Origin of the sequence: Natribacillus halophilus, from assembly GCF_900100185.1 — a bacterium.
GTDB classification, from domain to species: domain Bacteria; phylum Bacillota; class Bacilli; order Bacillales; family Marinococcaceae; genus Natribacillus; species Natribacillus halophilus.
Map to the genome: position 1 here is coordinate 285,432 of NZ_FNEN01000003.1, position 17,659 is coordinate 303,090.

At 48.2% G+C, this 17,659-nt stretch carries 17 protein-coding genes; 2 read left to right on the plus strand and 15 right to left on the minus strand.

Annotation, left to right across the window (positions count from 1 at the left end; translation table 11 throughout):
- Positions 1-199 precede the first annotated feature (199 nt).
- The 12 genes from BLS58_RS05805 to BLS58_RS05865 form a co-directional block, all read right to left on the minus strand.
- Positions 200-2,566, minus strand: a complete 2,367-nt coding sequence (locus BLS58_RS05805) for an endonuclease MutS2 (RefSeq protein WP_090396914.1) — start codon at positions 2,564-2,566, stop codon at positions 200-202.
- Between the two features lie 9 nt (positions 2,567-2,575).
- Positions 2,576-4,303, minus strand: a complete 1,728-nt coding sequence (gene polX, locus BLS58_RS05810) for a DNA polymerase/3'-5' exonuclease PolX (protein WP_090396916.1) — start codon at positions 4,301-4,303, stop codon at positions 2,576-2,578.
- 15 nt (positions 4,304-4,318) lie between these two features.
- Positions 4,319-4,843: a CvpA family protein gene (locus BLS58_RS05815; RefSeq protein WP_090396918.1), complete on the minus strand. Its 525-nt coding sequence runs from the start codon at positions 4,841-4,843 to the stop codon at positions 4,319-4,321.
- A 6-nt stretch (positions 4,844-4,849) separates the two neighbouring features.
- Entirely contained in the window at positions 4,850-5,113 is a 264-nt protein-coding gene (zapA, locus tag BLS58_RS05820; protein ID WP_090396920.1) for a cell division protein ZapA, read from the minus strand.
- A 581-nt stretch (positions 5,114-5,694) separates the two neighbouring features.
- Positions 5,695-8,112, minus strand: a complete 2,418-nt coding sequence (gene pheT / locus BLS58_RS05830) for a phenylalanine--tRNA ligase subunit beta (RefSeq protein WP_090396924.1) — start codon at positions 8,110-8,112, stop codon at positions 5,695-5,697.
- Between the two features lie 31 nt (positions 8,113-8,143).
- Complete coding sequence (gene pheS / locus BLS58_RS05835) at positions 8,144-9,178, minus strand: phenylalanine--tRNA ligase subunit alpha (protein WP_090396926.1); 1,035 nt, start codon at positions 9,176-9,178, stop codon at positions 8,144-8,146.
- A 450-nt stretch (positions 9,179-9,628) separates the two neighbouring features.
- Positions 9,629-10,012, minus strand: coding sequence for a HEPN domain-containing protein (locus BLS58_RS05840; RefSeq protein WP_090396930.1), 384 nt, complete (start codon positions 10,010-10,012; stop codon positions 9,629-9,631).
- The gene (locus tag BLS58_RS05845) at positions 10,002-10,391 is read right to left on the minus strand and encodes a nucleotidyltransferase domain-containing protein (protein WP_090396932.1); all 390 of its coding nucleotides are present in this window, start codon (positions 10,389-10,391) and stop codon (positions 10,002-10,004) included. The genes BLS58_RS05840 and BLS58_RS05845 overlap by 11 nt, the downstream gene beginning before the upstream one ends.
- A 235-nt stretch (positions 10,392-10,626) precedes the next feature.
- On the minus strand, positions 10,627-12,198 hold the full coding sequence (locus BLS58_RS05850; RefSeq protein WP_090396934.1) for an FAD-dependent oxidoreductase: 1,572 nt from the start codon (positions 12,196-12,198) through the stop codon (positions 10,627-10,629).
- 124 nt (positions 12,199-12,322) lie between these two features.
- A complete protein-coding gene (locus tag BLS58_RS05855; protein WP_090396936.1) occupies positions 12,323-12,634 on the minus strand; it encodes an MTH1187 family thiamine-binding protein in 312 nt (103 codons plus the stop codon).
- 79 nt (positions 12,635-12,713) lie between these two features.
- Positions 12,714-13,505, minus strand: a complete 792-nt coding sequence (locus BLS58_RS05860; protein ID WP_090396938.1) for an SDR family NAD(P)-dependent oxidoreductase — start codon at positions 13,503-13,505, stop codon at positions 12,714-12,716.
- Entirely contained in the window at positions 13,502-14,236 is a 735-nt protein-coding gene (locus tag BLS58_RS05865) for a TrmH family RNA methyltransferase (RefSeq protein ID WP_143018871.1), read from the minus strand. The genes BLS58_RS05860 and BLS58_RS05865 overlap by 4 nt, the downstream gene beginning before the upstream one ends.
- A 114-nt stretch (positions 14,237-14,350) precedes the next feature.
- On the opposite strand from BLS58_RS05865, the gene sspI reads away from it, so the two are divergent.
- Complete coding sequence (sspI, locus tag BLS58_RS05870) at positions 14,351-14,557, plus strand: small acid-soluble spore protein SspI (RefSeq protein WP_090396942.1); 207 nt, start codon at positions 14,351-14,353, stop codon at positions 14,555-14,557.
- A gap of 406 nt (positions 14,558-14,963) precedes the next feature.
- Here the strand turns inward: sspI and BLS58_RS05875 are convergent, their stop codons facing one another.
- The 3 genes from BLS58_RS05875 to BLS58_RS05885 form a co-directional block, all read right to left on the minus strand.
- Positions 14,964-15,344, minus strand: a complete 381-nt coding sequence (locus tag BLS58_RS05875) for a VOC family protein (protein ID WP_090396944.1) — start codon at positions 15,342-15,344, stop codon at positions 14,964-14,966.
- Positions 15,345-15,561: 217 nt separating this feature from the next.
- The gene (locus BLS58_RS05880) at positions 15,562-15,918 is read right to left on the minus strand and encodes an MmcQ/YjbR family DNA-binding protein (RefSeq protein ID WP_090396946.1); all 357 of its coding nucleotides are present in this window, start codon (positions 15,916-15,918) and stop codon (positions 15,562-15,564) included.
- Positions 15,919-16,001: 83 nt separating this feature from the next.
- A complete protein-coding gene (locus BLS58_RS05885; protein ID WP_090396949.1) occupies positions 16,002-17,087 on the minus strand; it encodes a M42 family metallopeptidase in 1,086 nt (361 codons plus the stop codon).
- A 180-nt stretch (positions 17,088-17,267) separates the two neighbouring features.
- Between BLS58_RS05885 and BLS58_RS05890 the strand changes: the two genes are divergently transcribed.
- Positions 17,268-17,657: a sigma-w pathway protein ysdB gene (locus tag BLS58_RS05890; protein ID WP_090396952.1), complete on the plus strand. Its 390-nt coding sequence runs from the start codon at positions 17,268-17,270 to the stop codon at positions 17,655-17,657.
- Positions 17,658-17,659: the final 2 nt, after the last annotated feature.

Here is a 17,659-nt window from a genome sequence, read left to right on the forward strand (position 1 = left end):
CAATATTAAATATTTATAAAAGATTTTATTAAAAAAATTACTGGCATTCCCTTTATAAAGCGATAGCTAAATAGATGATACCGACGACGATAAAACCGATGCAGCACGTGATTAGTATTTTCATCAGCGTTTCCATTCAACGACCCCCCCATTGGTAAAGAGCGGCAACAGCTGATTTTTCGCCGTTGCCTGCCTGTCGTTATTTCAAATCGACGACGGTATTGCCAATTCCGCCTTCATTCTGGCCGCCATCCCGCGTTCCCTTAACACTCGGATGACTGGCCAATAATTCTTTTACGCCTTTGCGCAGGGCACCGGTTCCTTTTCCATGGATAATATGGACGCGAGCATAACCGGCGAGCACGGCTTCGTCAAGATACTTCTCCACCCGTGTCATCGCGTTATCATAGCGTTCACCGCGCAAATCCAATTCGGGCTTGACATGGGATTGCGTCCCGGACACGCGCGTCACGGTTTTCGAAGCCTTTTGTGCTGCCGGCTGCTCCGTTTTTTCCAGGTCCCGGGCATTTAATGTCATTTTCATAATACCGAGCTGGACCGTGTACTCGTCTTTACCGGACGCTTCCACGACTTGCCCGTTTTGATTAAAACGAGGGACAAAAACTTCTTCACCGGGCTCATAACTGGCCATTTTTTTCGCTTTTCGTTTGGCTTGCTGTTGTTTTTCCGTCAATTGCGGCGTAGCCTCTTCGAGATTTTTGCGCGCCTCGATGAGTTCATGGTCTTTCACCGCGTGACCCTCTTGCTGCAGCCGCCGTAAATCGGCAACGATTTCTTCCGCTTCTTTTCTCGCTTTTTCCACTTCAGCTTCCGCGTTGGCTTCGGCCTGCTCGTAAATCGTTTGTTTTTCCCTTTGCCATTCATTGAAAGCCCGCTCAAGATCACGGTGGAGTTTTTCCGCTTGTTGACGTGTTTCGATCGCCTCTTCCCAGGCCTGGTCTGCCTGTTGGCGGCGCTCCTCCAGCGACGTAATCATCTGTTCGGCCTGCTTTGTATCAGCCGCCATTTCGCCTTCGGCCGCTGCAATAATTTTTTCGGACAGGCCGAGGCGGCGAGAAATGGCGAAGGCATTACTGCGCCCCGGCATCCCTGTGAGCAAGCGGTACGTCGGGCGTAAGGTTTCGACATCGAACTCAACACTCGCATTCATGACCCCTTCGCGGTTATAAGCGTAACCTTTCAGCTCTGTGTAATGGGTCGTAGCCACCGTCCGAGCGCCCCGTTCGTGGACTTCATCGAGGATAGAGACGGCAAGGGCCGCGCCTTCGGCAGGATCGGTCCCCGCGCCCAGCTCATCGAATAAAACAAGGCTTTGCTCGTCCACCTGTTCTAATATCGAAACGATCGTCGTCATATGCGAGGAAAACGTGCTCAAATTCTGTTCGATCGATTGTTCATCGCCAATATCCGCGAATACATGCTTAAAGACGGTCGCTTCCGCTTTTTCCGCCGTCGGTAAAAATAAACCGGATTGCGCCATGAGTGTGAACAAGCCCACGGTTTTCAATGCTACCGTTTTTCCGCCGGTATTGGGACCGGTAATGACGAGGGATTGATAATCATCCCCGATCTCCAAATCGATGGGAACGACTTCTTCAGCGTTCAACAGCGGGTGCCTGGCGCGTGGAAAGTAGACGTAGCGCCGATCATTCAAGCGCGGCTGCACGCCGTTCATTTTCTGTGCATACCGCGCCTTTGCGAAGATAAAATCCAGCTGGGCAAGGATGTCTGTATTGCCTGATAACGCGTCAGCTTCAGCGGCCACTTCCTCTGTTAACGAGCGTAGGATCCTTTCGATTTCCTGTTTTTCTTTTCCCCGTGCCTCGCGAAGTTGGTTATTGGCGGTGACGACCGCTTGCGGTTCAATAAAAAGCGTTTGGCCCGATGAGGATTGATCGTGGACGATACCGCCGAATGCGTCGCGATAGGAGTGCTTAACGGGGAGAACGTAACGTTCATTGCGAATCGTCACCACGCGGTCGGAGAGCTTTGTTTCCGCATCTTTCGAACGGAGAATTCGATCCAGCTGCGACCGGATCGACGATTCAAACGTGCGGATTTGTTGCCGGGTCGTGCGCAGCGTGGCACTCGCCCCGTCAAGCACATAGCCATCTTCACTGATAGCTTGGCGGATAACCCTTTCCAGCTGGTTCAACGGGGAAATTTCCGTCACATACGTGTGTAAGCGAGGGACGGAAACTTCCTCCTCCTCTTCCAGTAATTGCTCGATAAAGGCATGCAGTTGGTTACCGGCACGAATCGTCTCGCTGATGCTTGTAAAATCCTCGGGGTCAAGCACACTTCCAAGCTGAGCACGGTTGATTTCCGGGCGGATATCATGGACACCGCCAAGAGGCGCATGGCCCCGAAAGCGGAGGACCTGTTCACCCTCTGCCGTTTCTTCCTGGGCCTGACGGACCGTAGCCATGTCCGTGTGGGGGAGAAGGGCTCGTACCCTGGCTTTCCCTAAATCCGAAGCCACGTGTGCGAGCAGCTGATCTTTCATTTTTTCGTATTCCAATGTGCGAAGCATATCATCTTTCATAGCTGCACCTCATTTTTCCGTTGACATACGTTTTTGCTGGAGATAGCTCACCAATTTTTCGCGCGACCACGTATTCATCACTTGATCGGCGAGGAGAAAAGCCTTCTTCGCCGTTCCTATGCCATACAACATCTGCGACAAAGTGTCTACGCGATGGGCATCCGTGTTAATGGCGACGATGACGCCCTGATCAATCGCGCGTTTGAGCACGTCTGCCGATAAATCCAAACGGTTGGGGTTGGCGTTTAACTCCAGCGCCGTTCGTGTTTCTGCCGCCCGCTCGATAAGCCAGTTCATATCAACAGCATACCCTTGCCGTCGGCCGATAAGCCGCCCCGTCGGATGGGCGATAAGATCTACATGGGGATGATTGAGGGCGGTATTTAAACGCATACGTATGTGCGCTTCCGATTGTGAAAAAGCCGAATGAATCGAGGCGATGACAAAATCAAGCTGCGAAAGCGTTTCGTCGGAATAATCAAGCGCACCATCCGGGCGGATGTCCATTTCAATCCCCGAGAACAGTTGGATGCCCTCGAGCCTTTCATTGACGTCGCGAATGTCCTTTTGCTGCAAAAGCACCCGTTCTTCACTCAAACCGTTCGCCACTTGCAAAAAGCGGGAATGATCGGTAATCGCCAGGTATTCGTAGCCGCGGTCCCTGGCTGCTTTGGCCATCTCCTGAATCGAATTCGCGCCATCGCTCCAGACGGTATGCATATGGAGGTCCCCGTGAATGTGTTTCTCTTCAATATTGGCACGTTTTTCCTGGAACCAATCCGTTTCGATCGTCCCTTCCCTTGACTCGGGCGGGATATATCCCAAACCGAAATGGGCAAAAAAATCCTTTTCATCCCTGAATGTGATCAGTTTTCCTGTTTCAGCATCCTCGACCCCATACTCATTAATCTTCTCACCTTGCGTTTTCGCGATTCTTCTCATGAGCAGATGGTGATCCCTGGAGCCGGTAAAATGATGAAGAGCCGTCGCAAAAGCGTCGTCCTCGACGATTCTCACATCAACACTGACATGATAACCTTTATCCAACACGAGGGATACTTTCTTTTCCCCATCGGCGACGACTTCATATATATCTGCCAAACCCTTGACCTGTTCTCTCACAGCCTCCGGAGTATCGCTTGCAATCACATAATCAAGATCACGCACGGTCTCCTTTAAGCGTCGCAGACTTCCGGCGCGGGCGAAGCGAATCTTATCGGTAAACTGCTCGAGTTCGTCTTCGATCTCTTCAGCCACCTGTAACATAAAAGCAACCGGCAAGCGATCCGGGCGCTCGTGGGTTGCGGTTAAGGCAGCTAGAATATTCTCTTCGGTCTTCACGCCGAATCCGGCTAACGTTTGCACCTGTTTCTGTTCACACGCGTGTTGTAATGAGGCGGCATCTGTAACACCGAGCTCCTTATAAAGCTTTCCTACCTTTTTTCCGCCCAACCCGGGCAGTTGCAAGAGCGTGGGTAAACCGGCAGGGACTTTTTCTTTTAAATCTTCCAGAACATCGGTTTTCCCGGTGTCCCTGAGGGATTCGATCACAGTAGCCGTTCCCTTACCAATGCCATTCAAATCGCCGGGATTGTCAATCTCATCCAGCGTACGTGCTTCACGTTCCAGTGCCTGTGCCGCCTTGCGGTAAGCGGCAATTTTATACGGATTCTCCCCGGCGATTTCCTGATAAATGGCGATCGTCTCCAATGTTTGCATCACTTCTTTTTTATCCAAACGGCTCCAGCCTCCTCACGTCCATAATTCCGGCAACCATTGTGATAAAAACGGGGTGTTCTCAATCATTAATCGCGCAATCATCGAATGGGCAATCGTATCCTGAACAGCCTCCACCGGGATTAACGCGGCCACGATCAACAACACAAAAACGACGAGATAAGCCTCAATGAAGCCGAGGACACCCCCAAGCAAACGATTCACCGAACGGATAAAGGGTACGTAGCTGACGAAATCCAGCATCGAAGCGATCACGCGTAATAAAATACGCGTAGCGAAAAAAAGAATCGCAAAGGCAATGCCGTTATAATACACACTTTCAAAACTAAACGCAGAGATTAACATCCCGTCGTTTCCGTCTAAAAACTGGGGATATGGCAGCCACAAACGCAAATAATCAGCAAGGGGACTGAAGAATAAAAAGGCAACGATCAGCGACCCAAAGAAACTGACGAGGTGAAAAAATTGCCGGACGAGCCCCCGTCGCAGCCCTATGAAAAACTTGGCAAAGAAAATCAGCAGTATAAACAGGCTTAACATGTGTATTTAGTCCTCTTCTTCCGGGATCGTTCCATGTTGCTTCTCCAGTTTCAGATATTCATCGGCGATATTGATCGCGGTAAGTACCGCCAGACGTCTCGTATCAAGGTAAGGATTGACCCGTTTCATTTCCCTCATTTTAGCATCAACATGATCCGACACATCATTGACGTGCGTCCTTGACTCATCACTGATCACCGTGTATTGATCTCCATATATCGTAACCGTCGTTCTTCTTTTATCCGGATGATTCGCGTGATTCCCAGTCACCTGCAAGCGCCTCCCTTTCACACTCTACAACGCACATGCGTGTATAGTTTCCTCTCCCTATGTAAAACGAACATACCAACCCTAGATTAACTATAATCATAACAGATTCTGAAGACATTGAAAATCAGCAAGGTCGAAGCGGAGAAAGCTGTTGTCGAAAACTGTGGACTAAAGATGGGTTTACTTTTTCAAAAGGAGGCTTGTACGATATAAAGGCTGGAAGGAAAGGTGAATACCATTGATAGTCAGAAAAGGCTGTTTTCCTTTTTTACTTTTATGCCTGGGACTGCTTTTACTCATATACATAATCCGATATTTCACCGTCGCGCAACTCATTTACAGTGCATTTATTGGGCTGTTTTTACTCTTCTTTATCGTTAGTGTCTTTATCGTGATCAGTTTGATCATCGCCCACATAAAAGAGATTAAAGCGAGAAACACGGGAAAGTCCGTCAATCTTCTTTTAATCGGGATTTGGTTATTGATAAAAGTGGTGAGTGTATGGCTGGCTATTTTTATGTTTTACAATCCTCCCGCTTTTTAGAGAAAGTGCCCATTCCAGAATGAAATGGGCACTCTTTTTATTCACGGAGCGTCGCGCCTAACCGGGTTCGGAGTGACGTTACGATGTCTTCGTGTATACTTGCAATATCTTCATCTGTAAGGGTCCGTTCACGGTTGAGAAATAGAAGCGAATACGCGAGTGACTTTTTGTCGCTTTCGACTTTTTCTCCTTCGTAAACGTCAAAAAGGTAGATATCTTCCAACCATTTCCCCGCCGCTTCCACGATAACGGCTTCCACTTCCGCAGAAACGATATTAACATCAACGACGACAGCCAGATCCCTTCGTATGGTGGGGAAACGCGGCAACGGCTGATACCGCAGCACCTCATCGTCCACGGTCAGGAGCGATTCTGCGTCCAGTTCAAACACGTAGGTGGGCGACAATCCTTGAGCTTCCTGGTCAAGGGGATGAATTTGGCCGAGAAAACCAACGACTTCACCATTGATAATGACATCCGCTGAACGTCCCGGGTGCATCCCCTCGCGTTTACGCGCCCGAAACTTCGCTTCCCCTTCTTTGCCCACTTGTTGCAGCAACCCTTCGACAATGCCCTTTACAACATAAAAATCAGCTGCCACTTCTTCACTGTTCCAGGTGGGATTAAACCATTGACCACTCAACACCCCCGCAACGTGCAAATGCTCTTCAGGTTGTTTCCTGTGATCACTGTCAGGTTCGAATATAGCCCCCAGTTCAAACAGGGAGATATTCGGTATTTGCCGGTTGACATTATGATGGGCAGCATCAAGAAGGTGAGGGATTAAACTCCTGCGCAGCACGGCTCGCTCCTCACTCATAGGCATAAGCATGCGCATATTTTCTTCTCCTTGATGAAGCACAAATTTTTCCGCATACTGGGCGCTTGTCAGTGAATACGTGATCGCCTCCTGCAAGCCGGCACTTTCCAGAAAGCGTCGGATCTTGCGACGGCGCTTCTGCTCATTCGTTAGCGCCCCTGCCGAACGGGCACCGACGGGTAGTGTGGTCGGTATACGGTCATAGCCATACAGGCGGGCCACCTCTTCAATCAAATCTTCTTCGATCGTAATATCGAGCCGCCGGGACGGAATTCGTACACGCCACTCGTCACCGATATCCGTCACTATCAGACCGAGACGTTGTAAAATATCCTCTACTTCGTCTACCCCAAGAGCAGTGCCGAGGCGCATGTTGAGCCTGCCCAGATTTAAATGGACTTCCTGCTCAAACTCCGGCAAGGCCCCTTCTTCGACAGTCCCTTTCAACACGACGCCTCCCGCGATTTCCTCGAGCAAAGCTGCTGCCCGTTCCGCGGCCTCCGGCGTACGCTCGAAATCGAGCCCTTTTTCAAAGCGCTGGGAAGATTCGCTGCTTAAGCCGAGCCTTCTGGATGTCTGCCTGACACGCAAGGCATCAAACTGCGCCGTTTCCAACAACACACTCGTGGTGCCTGCATGCACTTCCGCCGAGGCACCGCCCATGACGCCCGCGAGGGCTACGGGGTCTTCCCCATTTGTAATCAGCACATCCTCGTTGGAAAGGGTTCTTTCCTGACCATCCAATGTCTGGATTTTTTCTTCCTGTTTGGCCCGTCTTGTCACGATCCTGTCTGAACCGAAGCGATCATAATCGAAAGCGTGCAACGGTTGGCCATACTCCAACAAGACGAAATTCGTAATGTCTACGATATTGTTAATGGGGCGAATGCCCGCAGCCATCAAACGGGTTTGCAACCAGAGCGGTGACGCTGCCACCGTTACCTTGTCGATCACTTTGGCCCCGTAATAAGGCACATCCTCGCCATTGATGACTTCAACGGAAACGCGGCTGGCAGCATTTTTTCTAATAACGCCGTGAGTACTATCAGGATAATGAATGGGACGGTCCAGTAAAGCTGACAATTCGTAGGCGATCCCAATCATGTTCAGGCAGTCGGGACGATTAGGGGTTAAATCCAGTTCCATCATGACGTCATTAAGGCCAAGAATCTCGAGAGCATCAAGGCCCGGAGCCGTATCAGACGGTAATTCCACGATCTGATCCTGTTCTGTTTTAGCCAATAAATGATCACTGAACCCTAGTTCATCCAGGGCACATATCATGCCGGCAGAGCTCTCCCCGCGGATGACAGTTTCTTCGATTTTTTTATCCCCCGGAAGCGTTGTCCCCGGCAAAGCGACGGCCACCTTCTGTCCTTGTTTAACATTATCGGCGCCACAGATGATTTGCTGCGTTTCATCTCCCGTATCCACCTGACAAACGGTTAATTTTTTTGCTTCCGGATGAGGGACGACTTCCAGTACTTCTCCGACAACGACACCATCTATGCCATCATGATAACGATGCAGCCGATCGACCTCTACGCCTGCCCGGGTGAGCCGTTCAGCAACATCCTCCGGTGTCACATCCGATAAATCAATATAATCAGCGAGCCACTGATAGGAAACGAGCATAACATTTCACCTTCCTTATTTTGGGATTCATTTATAAATGTTGGAATTGCGATAAAAAGCGCTTGTCATTCGTGTAAAAATGACGGATATCATCGATGCCGTATTTCAGCATGGCGAAACGCTCTACTCCCATGCCGAACGCGAAACCGCTATACACCTCCGGGTCAAAGCCATTCAACTCCAGCACGCGCGGGTGGACCATGCCTGACCCCAACACTTCGATCCAGCCACTTTGCTTGCAAATTCTGCACCCGTCTCCGGCACAAATGCCACAAGTTACGTCGATTTCTGCAGACGGTTCGGTAAACGGAAAAAAACTCGGGCGCAAGCGAATCTGGCGGTCCTGACCGAAATAATGTTTGACAAACGTATCAAATATCCCTTTCAGATCGCTCATGCGCACATTTTCATCGACATAGAGCCCTTCGATCTGCATGAATTGATGGGAGTGGGTGGCATCATCTTCATCGCGGCGATAGACTTTGCCGGGACAGATAATTCTTACCGGACCTTCCCCTTCATGTTTTTGCAACGTCCGCGCCTGTACCGGAGACGTTTGCGTCCGCAAAAGCGTATCTTCACTGATGTAAAAAGAATCCTGCATGTCCCGGGCCGGATGGTTCGGGGGCAAGTTGATCATTTCAAAATTAAAATAATCCGTCTCCACTTCCGGTCCTTCGGTGACGTCAAAGCCAAGCCCGATAAAAATATCCTCGATTTCTTCGACGACAGCTGTAAGCGGGTGGGTGGACCCTTGTTTAACCGGTCTGCCCGGCAAGGTGACGTCGATTTCTTCTTGTTCGAGTCTCTGTTCCCATTCGGCTTTTTCAAAAGCTTCGGACTTCCCGGTTATCGCTTCCTGAATGTTTTCACGGACCTCATTCGCTTTCTGGCCAACGACAGGCCGCTCATCTTCCGGTAGCTGCCCCATCCCCCGGAGAACTTCCGTGATCGCTCCTTTTTTCCCGAGGTATTGAATCCGTGCCTGCTCCAATTCTTTTTTGTCGGCGCTTGCCTGCACGGCAGCGAGCGCTTCTGATTCAATCTCCTGCAATCGCTCAATCATCGCGGTGCGATGCCTCCTTTTTCGTGCAAAATAAAAAACCCCCGCCCCTCAAAAGGGACGAAGGTTTCGCGGTACCACCCTTGTTAACGACCTATGACGGTCGCTCACTTGGACAAATAACGGTTTGCAGCCGGTACACCTTTCCCGGTAGTAAGCGCCCGTAAAACTCCCGCTTCAACCCCATAAGCGGGAGTTAACGGGCGGCTAATACTCCGATAAGTTCAACTAATTTTCAGTGCCAACTCCAGAGTGAATTCCAGGGATCCTTGACGCGGGGCAGCTTCCAATCCATGACTCCCCCTTCCTGGCCGCCGGTGTTCCAAGTACTACGCTCTATCATGGTTTTTCACGTTTATGATTTTGATAAATATAGTATAAGACGTTTTTGCGTCTGTTGCAAGGCATTACGATTAATGTACAGGGTAAATCAACTGGACTTTGCAAATCGTTTTAGTCAACAAACCGCATGACAAACTTTTGTATGGTTGTTGCACTTTTTAAAGCCGAATTCATATCTTCTTCATTGATTTGCAACTCAAAGGGATATCTTGTCTGAATCCCATAATCAGTAAGATGAATGCACTCATCTGTCAATTCCTTAAAACGTTGATGATAGCGTGTACATATTTTGTTGAGGATGTTCAGGTCATGAGTTCGGTGAATTTCTCCACCATTATAAGCAATATAGCCTTTTAAATGTTTCTCCGCACTCTGTTGACAATGGTAGCAAATAATTTCCAATGGTATGGGACGCATATTTTTTAAAAATTTTGCTACCTCAAGGTCTGAACGGGCATAAGAAAACCACTCTTCAGCAACCGATTTATGATTCATAAACGAGAACTCCTTCGTTCATAATCTTATGTTCGAAGGTTGAGGATAGCCTGGCTCTTTCGTTGAATTCTTGGGTGGTATACAATAATAAGTCAATGGGAACAGATATATCTTCGGCAATAGAATATCTTATACTGCGAAGCGTTTCTATTTTTCTCTCCTGCAATTGGTCGATTATAATACAAAGGTCTAAATCACTTTCTTTATCTGCATGACCATGAACAAAGGACCCAAACAAAAAAATTCTATCGGGACTTACCCTTTCGTTCACCGCCTCAATCGCTTTTTCCAACTCATTTAGTTCTAACTTTTCTTTATTCCGTTCGATCATTTTTATCACCGTTTGGGAATATGTTTTGCGATAACCATTCATTGCCATTATAGCACATTATATGTTAATTGTGCGTCTCCTTTTAATGTTCAAACTGGCCCAAATCTCGGTATGTCGCTTGGTCTTCTTTACAGGTGTGATCATTTCATTCGTGCTATACTACTATCATGGTGATTTAAACCATAATTGAGGACTTAACGACCCTCGTTCCCACCCACACAAAGCTGCATTCGGCTATGTTTATCGTGAACCGAATGCAGCCATTTTCTCTCAGCCAGTCGCTCTAGTATCCACCCCTATCGCCCATAAAGCTTTCGATCATTTTGTACTCTTCTTTTTGTAACGGCTTTTCTGCAGGGCCTTCGATCACCTCACCGGTGTAGGAAAATCTCGATCCGTGACAAGGGCAGTCCCATGTTCGATCTCCATCATTCCAGTTCACCTCACACCCGACATGCGTACAGGTCGTATCGACGACGTGCAGGTCTCCGTCTTTATCCCGGTAAGCCCCTTTGCGCTTCCCGTCAACCCTCACGACAGCCCCTTCATCCTTGGCCAGACTGTTCATTTCCTTGTTTGATGTCTCGGATTTTCCGGAGACCAGGTGCTTGGCGACATCATAGTTTTCCTTGAGAAAATGTTTCAGGCTTGGATCCGCGTAAAACCGCGAGGGCGCAAACAATGACTCGTAACGATTTTCATTCCCAAGCACCATATCCTTGAGCAACAGCGCGGCAGCCGTGCCGTTGGTCATCCCCCATTTTCGATACCCGGACGCGACGAGAATGTTTTGCTCAGAAGAGCCGGAAGTCAAATGCCCGATATAGGGGAGTTTATCAATGGTCGTAAGATCCTGTGTCGACCAGCGGGACATGATCCGGTCAATACCGAGGACATCCTCACCAAAAGATTCCAGTGCCTGGTAGTGCTCAAGCGTGTTGACGCCTTGTCCCGTTTTGTGACCTTCGCCACCGATCAGAATCATGTTTTCGCCATTAATGACCGTCGAACGCAATGAACGGGTCGGCTCGTCAACACTAATATACATTCCGCCCGGATATGGCTCCTTCGGCTTTGCTGCTACCACATAGGAACGTTCCGCATGCATTCTTGTAAAATAAAAGCCCGTCCCTTCATAAAAAGGAAAATGCGAACAGGAAAGAATATGATTTGCGATGACGCGAGGGCCATCGCGGGTGATGACTTCCGGTTTCTCGCCCTTTTCCACATGGACAGCCGTCGTATTCTCGAAAATAAGACCGCCTTTATCGACGATGGCGTCGACGAGCGGCGCCAGATATTTGAGCGGATGGAACTGCGCCTGATTTTTCATCATAAGCGCATTTTTAATATCGATATTAAAAGGGATTTCATCAGTAAGCTCCCCATCAATGCTTAATTTTTCATAAGCTTCTGCTTCCTTCTCCAGTTTCCGTTTGTATTTATGGGTGGTGGCAAAAATATACGCATCTTGCTGCTGGAAACCACAGTCGATGTCATGTTTGTCGATGGTATTGCGGATAAAATCCATCGCTTCCATATTCGCTTCATAGTAAAGCCGTGCGTTCGTTTGCCCCAAATGTTGGATAAACTCGTCATAAATCAGTCCATGCTGAGCCGTCACTTTTGCCGTCGTATGACCCGTTGTGCCCCCGAGCAATTTCCCTGCTTCCACTAACGCGACTTTGACCCCTTCCTGAACGAGGAGATAAGCAGCCGTAATGCCGGTGATCCCCCCGCCGACAATGACAACGTCTGTTTGCAAGTCGTCTTCCAAAGGCTTGAAATCGGGTAAATCCACGGATTGTTGCCAGGCGGTTTCCGCGAATTTATCTTCCGTATGCTGATCTGCCATTTTAGACCGCTCCTTCATTAACGTATGATTGTATCAGTATTTGCAATCTACATTAATGTATACGGTTATGTAGTCGATCCAAAAAAATAGACGAACGGACATCGTACCCGTTCGCCTTCCGCGCCTAGTTTTTAAACTTGTCGACGCGAGCTTTTTTCTCTTCCATCGTATGGCCTTCGCCATCCCGTCGGTCATCGATGCGAATATCAGTGGAAATTCTTGTCCAGCCGCGCTCCACGGGTACTTTGTGAAGCGCTTGAATGACGCTAAATAAATCATCAATGTCGCCTTCGATGACTGTGCTCATCGGGGTTAGCTCGTAACGCACTTTATCCTTGTGCTTCTCCAGCTCTTCGTGTATGGCTGCGACTTCTTCGCCTAAGCTTTGATTTTTTTCTTCCACGATGGGAACGATCGATATATCGGCCATAGCCATAATCGGAAACCTCCTTTGTTATTTCTTGTGCTATAGATTGCGTTTCCCTTTCAATCATGAATGCAAACATATAAAAGAATCATCTCATCACACTCCCGCCGGAGATTTTCACGCTTTCGCCGACGATATTCCTCGCGGCATCCGTAAGCAAAAAGGCAATGGTGTTCGCCACTTCTTCAGGCTCCGTAATGCGCCCGGAAGGTAATCCTGCTTTCACATCCTCCATTTGCTCATCAAAGGGGCGATTATTCCGGGAGGCTTTTCGTTGAATCGCCTGCCTGCCCATCTCTGTGTTTACAAATCCGGGAGAAACCGCGTTAACGCGAATGCCTTGCTCGATTGCTTCAACTGCGAACGACTGGGTGAAGCCAATCAGCGCAAATTTACTGCCCGCGTATGACGTATTGGCAAATGTTCCCCGCAACCCTGACAGGGAAGAAACATTCACGATCGCTCCCCGCTCGTTTTCGATCATCTTTTTGTATACCTGTTTACTCAGCATCACCGCCGAATAATAATTTAAATCCATAAGTTCCTCGAGAAAGCTCTCGTCCATCTCTTCTACTTTCATATTTCCAGCAACCCCTGCCGAATTAACCAGTCCGGAGATAAAGCCGAGCTTGTCCGTCGCCGCTTCCACAAGCGCGCGACGAGCCTCATCTGAAGTGATATCCGTAGGGTGCACGCAGATTTTATCTGTGACTTCTTCCATTTCTTTGCGTAAATCAGCGAGCTTGTTCTCATTTCTTCCCGTAATCGTTACTGAAGCTCCCATCGACGCGATTACTTTTGCCGTTTCGTAACCGATCCCGCCGGTGGCACCTGTAATGAGCACATGTTCATTTTGCAAAGCTGTTTCTGAAAAAATCATCTTTGTTCCTCCCTCTGATTCAGCCATCCGTACATCAATACGCCCGCGGCGACCGCCACGTTTAACGATTCTGTTTTACCGAAAATGGGGATCGAGACGGTTTGGTCGGTTATATTCGCTAACTCCGAGGAGAGGCCTTGCGCCTCATTGCCGAGCAGCAAAGCGTATGCCTGCCGGGGCTGAACGTCCTGATAAGAACATTCAGCATGGGCAGCAGTGCTATAGACTGGTATTCCTTTTTCCTGCAAGGAAAAAACGATCGTTTTCAAGTTACCCGCTACAACCGGAATATGAAACAGGGCGCCTTGCGTAGCCCGTATCACCTTGTCGTTGTAAAGGTCCACAGTATCTTCACTCACATAGATCCCGGCCATGCCAGCCGCTTCCGCAGTGCGAATGATCGTACCGACATTGCCGGGATCGCTTAATCCATCGAGCAGTAAAACGTCCCCCTCTATCATCGGCGTATCCGTCGGCATCTTACAAACGGCTAACCACCCTTGTGGCGTTTGCGTCTCGGAGAGTGTCGTGAACACCGAGGCCTCTACTTCCACGACACGGTGCTCCCCGATGTCAAAAGGAAGTAGCGGAGCCTCTTCACTTTTGACGAGCATGTCAATGCCGACATCGGCGGCTAGCGCCTCTTCGATTAAGTGAACACCTTCGATCAGAAAGCGGCTTTCCCTGAGCCGGTATTTCTTTTGCTGCAGTTTTTTTATGTTTTTTATCAAGGCATTATTTCTCGAAGTAATCACGTCACTGATCCCTCATTTAAATGGTATGTATAAAAGAGAATAGCATTTCTCAACCTAAAAAAGCGAATGTCATCCATAGGAGGAGTTCATATGAATTTTAACCTGAGAAATGCGATTCTGGACAACGTATCCGGAAGCGATTCTTCCCAAATCGAGGCAACGATCGTCGATGCCGTGAATAGCGGCGAGGAAAAAATGTTACCCGGCCTGGGCGTCTTGTTCGAGGTATACTGGAACGAAGTTGACCAGGAGGAAAAGCAAGAAATCATCGATCAAATTGCACACGGCGTTCAGTGAAGTAAAACTTCCATCAGAGGGCGTCTTTTTCTCCCTCTGATGGTTTGTTGAATTTATCGGGTTGTTAGAGAGCCGGTACTTTTGAAGATGAGAGGTTGCATCAGCGTATCGTCTGCGGGACAATGTATAAACCCTCTTTCGGACATTTTTTTGCCAATCGATCCTGGTTGTGTCCGAATGATCTTCCCATTTGGACAATGTTTGCTGGTCAGCCCCTTCTTTTTGTCCGAATGAGAGTTCTATTCGGACAGTTTTCACCGATCATCCAGTGGATTTGTCCGTAACACTTAATCGACTCAGTACATTCGTGATTTTCATCTCCACTTTCATCAATTTCCACGGAGTACAATACCATATCTGAATCCTGGCATCTCAATTTTAAATGGAATCTTCTTCATCAAAGAGTTCAGTGGACTTGATGGAGTAACCATACATAGCCGAAGGGGTCGATAAAAATGGCATTTGAAACACCGTAATCTGGCAAGTCAGTCACCCCTTGCATCTCAATGCAACCGAGGGAGATCGCTTTTGAAAATGTTTCTTTAATGTCAGTAACCATAACATTAAACGAAATTGTTTTAGGGTCATCTACACTGGGTGCTTTCAACCCAAATTCCGGGTTTTCATCCAACATGTGAAAACGCACGCCGTATAGGGTGAAAATAACTTCATTTTCCCCTTTCGGAAAATCTGTAACCTCAACACGCTCGATCTCAAATATCTTTTCGTATAACTCCAACGCTCGCAAGCTGTCTGTTGCAATCATATTAATTTCTACTCCAACCATTATTAAACACCTTCCACCTTAACTTTTGTAATTGTAACATAGTCACCATCGACGGATTAATTTTCTCGAGCACTTCGCGCCCCGATCGAACAGCTTCATCCATGTTTGCAGTGAAGGCAGCAATGAGCACATCGTCTTCTAAATGAGGGAAAGCGATGTGTCCAAAATTTTACGAAATATTTCGCCGTGCGCCACTCGTAATCGGAACAACTCTTTTTTACTTGGTTAAATTAAAGCTTTGCTCAATTAAGTTATAAATTTCTTCTTCTGGCTCGGTGCGATCTAAAACAAGTGAAAGCCAATGTTCCTTGTCCATATGATACCCAGGTAGAATATTTTTTCCGTTTCTTAAGCCTCCGATTAATTCTGGAGGACATTTTAAATTCAGAATATCTATTTCTTCATTCCCATCCAATCCTAACTTTTCTGGGAGTACATTCATCACAAGACCATACCATTTTCGGTTGGATGTATGTCTCAAAGCAGCAAAGTTTGGAAATTGCTTAAACGGATAATCAGGTAATGTGCCGTAAGTTTCTTTGACGTGCTTGAAGATGTCTTCTCTAGTTAACATACTGAATAATTCCTCCGCACAGGCCGCATTTGCAGTCGAAAACGTCCCCGCTGCCAGGCATTCGGGGACGTTTTGCAAGTCTATTATTGCTCAATGATTTTTTCCACCGTGTCGGCATCCAGCTTTTCAATAACCGCCACGATCAAATCGACGGCATGCTCGAAATCATCGCGATGTAAAATACCGGCACTCGTATGAATGTAACGAGTTGCTATATTAATTGAAAGAGCAGGGACACCATCCGCGGTTAATTGAATGGCGCCTCCGTCTGTCCCGCCGGCAGCCATCGCGTCAAACTGATACGGAATGCCAATCTCCTCGGCTGTGTTCACGACGAAATCGCGCAACCCTTTGTGGGAAATCAGCGAAGCATCATAAACGAGGATTTGCGGGCCATGGCCGGCGTCCGCCCTAGCCTCGTCTTTGCTAATCCCGGGTGTATCACCGGCAATGCCAACGTCAACAGAGAGGCCAATATCCGGTTTTATCGCGTGCGCTGATGTGCGCGCCCCTCTTAAACCAACTTCTTCCTGCACCGTCCCTACACCGTAAACGACATTCGGATGGTCTTTTCCCTCCAACTTTCTCAACACTTCGATGGCTATCGCGCACCCGATCCGATTATCCCAGGCTTTCGCCATCATAAACTTTTCATTTTTCATGACGTCAAAATCACACACGGGCACGATGGAATCCCCCGGACGAACGCCAAAGCTTTCTGCCTCTTCTTTGTCGTTTGCCCCGATGTCGATGAACATCTCTTTCTTTTCAACCAGCTTTTTACGCTGCTCGGCAGAGAGGACATGGGGCGGTTTGGAACCGATCACGCCAATGATGTTGCCCTCTTTAGTGAGCACATTCACGCGTTGCGCGAGCATGACTTGTTCCCACCAGCCACCAAGTGTTTGAAACTTCAAAAAACCTTCGTCATCGATTTGTGTTACCATAAACCCTACTTCATCAAGGTGGCCGGCGACCATGACTTTCGGCCCACCCTCTTTACCGGTTTTTTTCGCAATGAGGCTACCAAGATTGTCGGTGGAGACTTCGGTTGCGAACGGGGAGATGTACTTTTCCATCACCTCGCGCGGTTCCCGTTCATTCCCGGGCACACCGTTCGCGTCTGTCAATGCCTTTAACATCGTTTGTGTTGGATCCAATTGTGTCACTTTTTTCCTCCTGACCTATGTAGTCTCAGTTGCAGTATACGCTCATTTTCGCCATTTCACAAACAAGACAGCCTGTTTCCATTGCCGTAAAAGCGGGTAAAGCGCTATAATGAAGTTAAGGATAAATGTTAAAATGATCGGTCACTCGTCTACGTATAGAAAATGAGGGGGGATGGGAAAATGGCTGCCCTGTTGCTGCAATTGCTCGTGCTGGTCGCCCTTTTGATTCTTGTATATACAGGCATTCGTTATGTACGTGATCCACTACGAAAGCTGGAAAGCGCGCACCGAAATAATGAATTTTTCATGCATGACGATATGGAAAACACCCGCAAAAATTTTTTTCTCACTTATAAAGGCGCGATGTTTGAAGGGGAAAAACACGTCGGATCCACGGAAAACGCATTTGAAGTCATAAAAATCTCCATGAGCCCAAAACGAACGGAAAAGCTCGAGGGATTACAATACAATGACTTCATGTTTATCGAAAAAGAAATCAACGACCGCTACCCCCACGCTGAGGTGGAATGGCAAAGTCCCATCAGGGAACTGATCAAAAAACGAAAGTGAAC

What these genes read in the sequence shown, in the direction of transcription:
- BLS58_RS05805 (WP_090396914.1), bottom strand. Translation starts at nt 2,566, where the DNA reads ATGAAAGATGATATGCTTCGCACATTGGAATACGAAAAAATGAAAGAT.
- BLS58_RS05815 (WP_090396918.1), bottom strand. Translation starts at nt 4,843, where the DNA reads ATGTTAAGCCTGTTTATACTGCTGATTTTCTTTGCCAAGTTTTTCATA.
- pheT (WP_090396924.1), bottom strand. Translation starts at nt 8,112, where the DNA reads ATGCTCGTTTCCTATCAGTGGCTCGCTGATTATATTGATTTATCGGAT.
- pheS (WP_090396926.1), bottom strand. Translation starts at nt 9,178, where the DNA reads ATGATTGAGCGATTGCAGGAGATTGAATCAGAAGCGCTCGCTGCCGTG.
- BLS58_RS05840 (WP_090396930.1), bottom strand. Translation starts at nt 10,012, where the DNA reads ATGAATCATAAATCGGTTGCTGAAGAGTGGTTTTCTTATGCCCGTTCA.
- BLS58_RS05845 (WP_090396932.1), bottom strand. Translation starts at nt 10,391, where the DNA reads ATGGCAATGAATGGTTATCGCAAAACATATTCCCAAACGGTGATAAAA.
- BLS58_RS05850 (WP_090396934.1), bottom strand. Translation starts at nt 12,198, where the DNA reads ATGGCAGATCAGCATACGGAAGATAAATTCGCGGAAACCGCCTGGCAA.
- BLS58_RS05855 (WP_090396936.1), bottom strand. Translation starts at nt 12,634, where the DNA reads ATGGCTATGGCCGATATATCGATCGTTCCCATCGTGGAAGAAAAAAAT.
- BLS58_RS05860 (WP_090396938.1), bottom strand. Translation starts at nt 13,505, where the DNA reads ATGATTTTTTCAGAAACAGCTTTGCAAAATGAACATGTGCTCATTACA.
- sspI (WP_090396942.1), top strand. Translation starts at nt 14,351, where the DNA reads ATGAATTTTAACCTGAGAAATGCGATTCTGGACAACGTATCCGGAAGC.
- BLS58_RS05875 (WP_090396944.1), bottom strand. Translation starts at nt 15,344, where the DNA reads ATGGTTGGAGTAGAAATTAATATGATTGCAACAGACAGCTTGCGAGCG.
- BLS58_RS05880 (WP_090396946.1), bottom strand. Translation starts at nt 15,918, where the DNA reads ATGTTAACTAGAGAAGACATCTTCAAGCACGTCAAAGAAACTTACGGC.
- BLS58_RS05890 (WP_090396952.1), top strand. Translation starts at nt 17,268, where the DNA reads ATGGCTGCCCTGTTGCTGCAATTGCTCGTGCTGGTCGCCCTTTTGATT.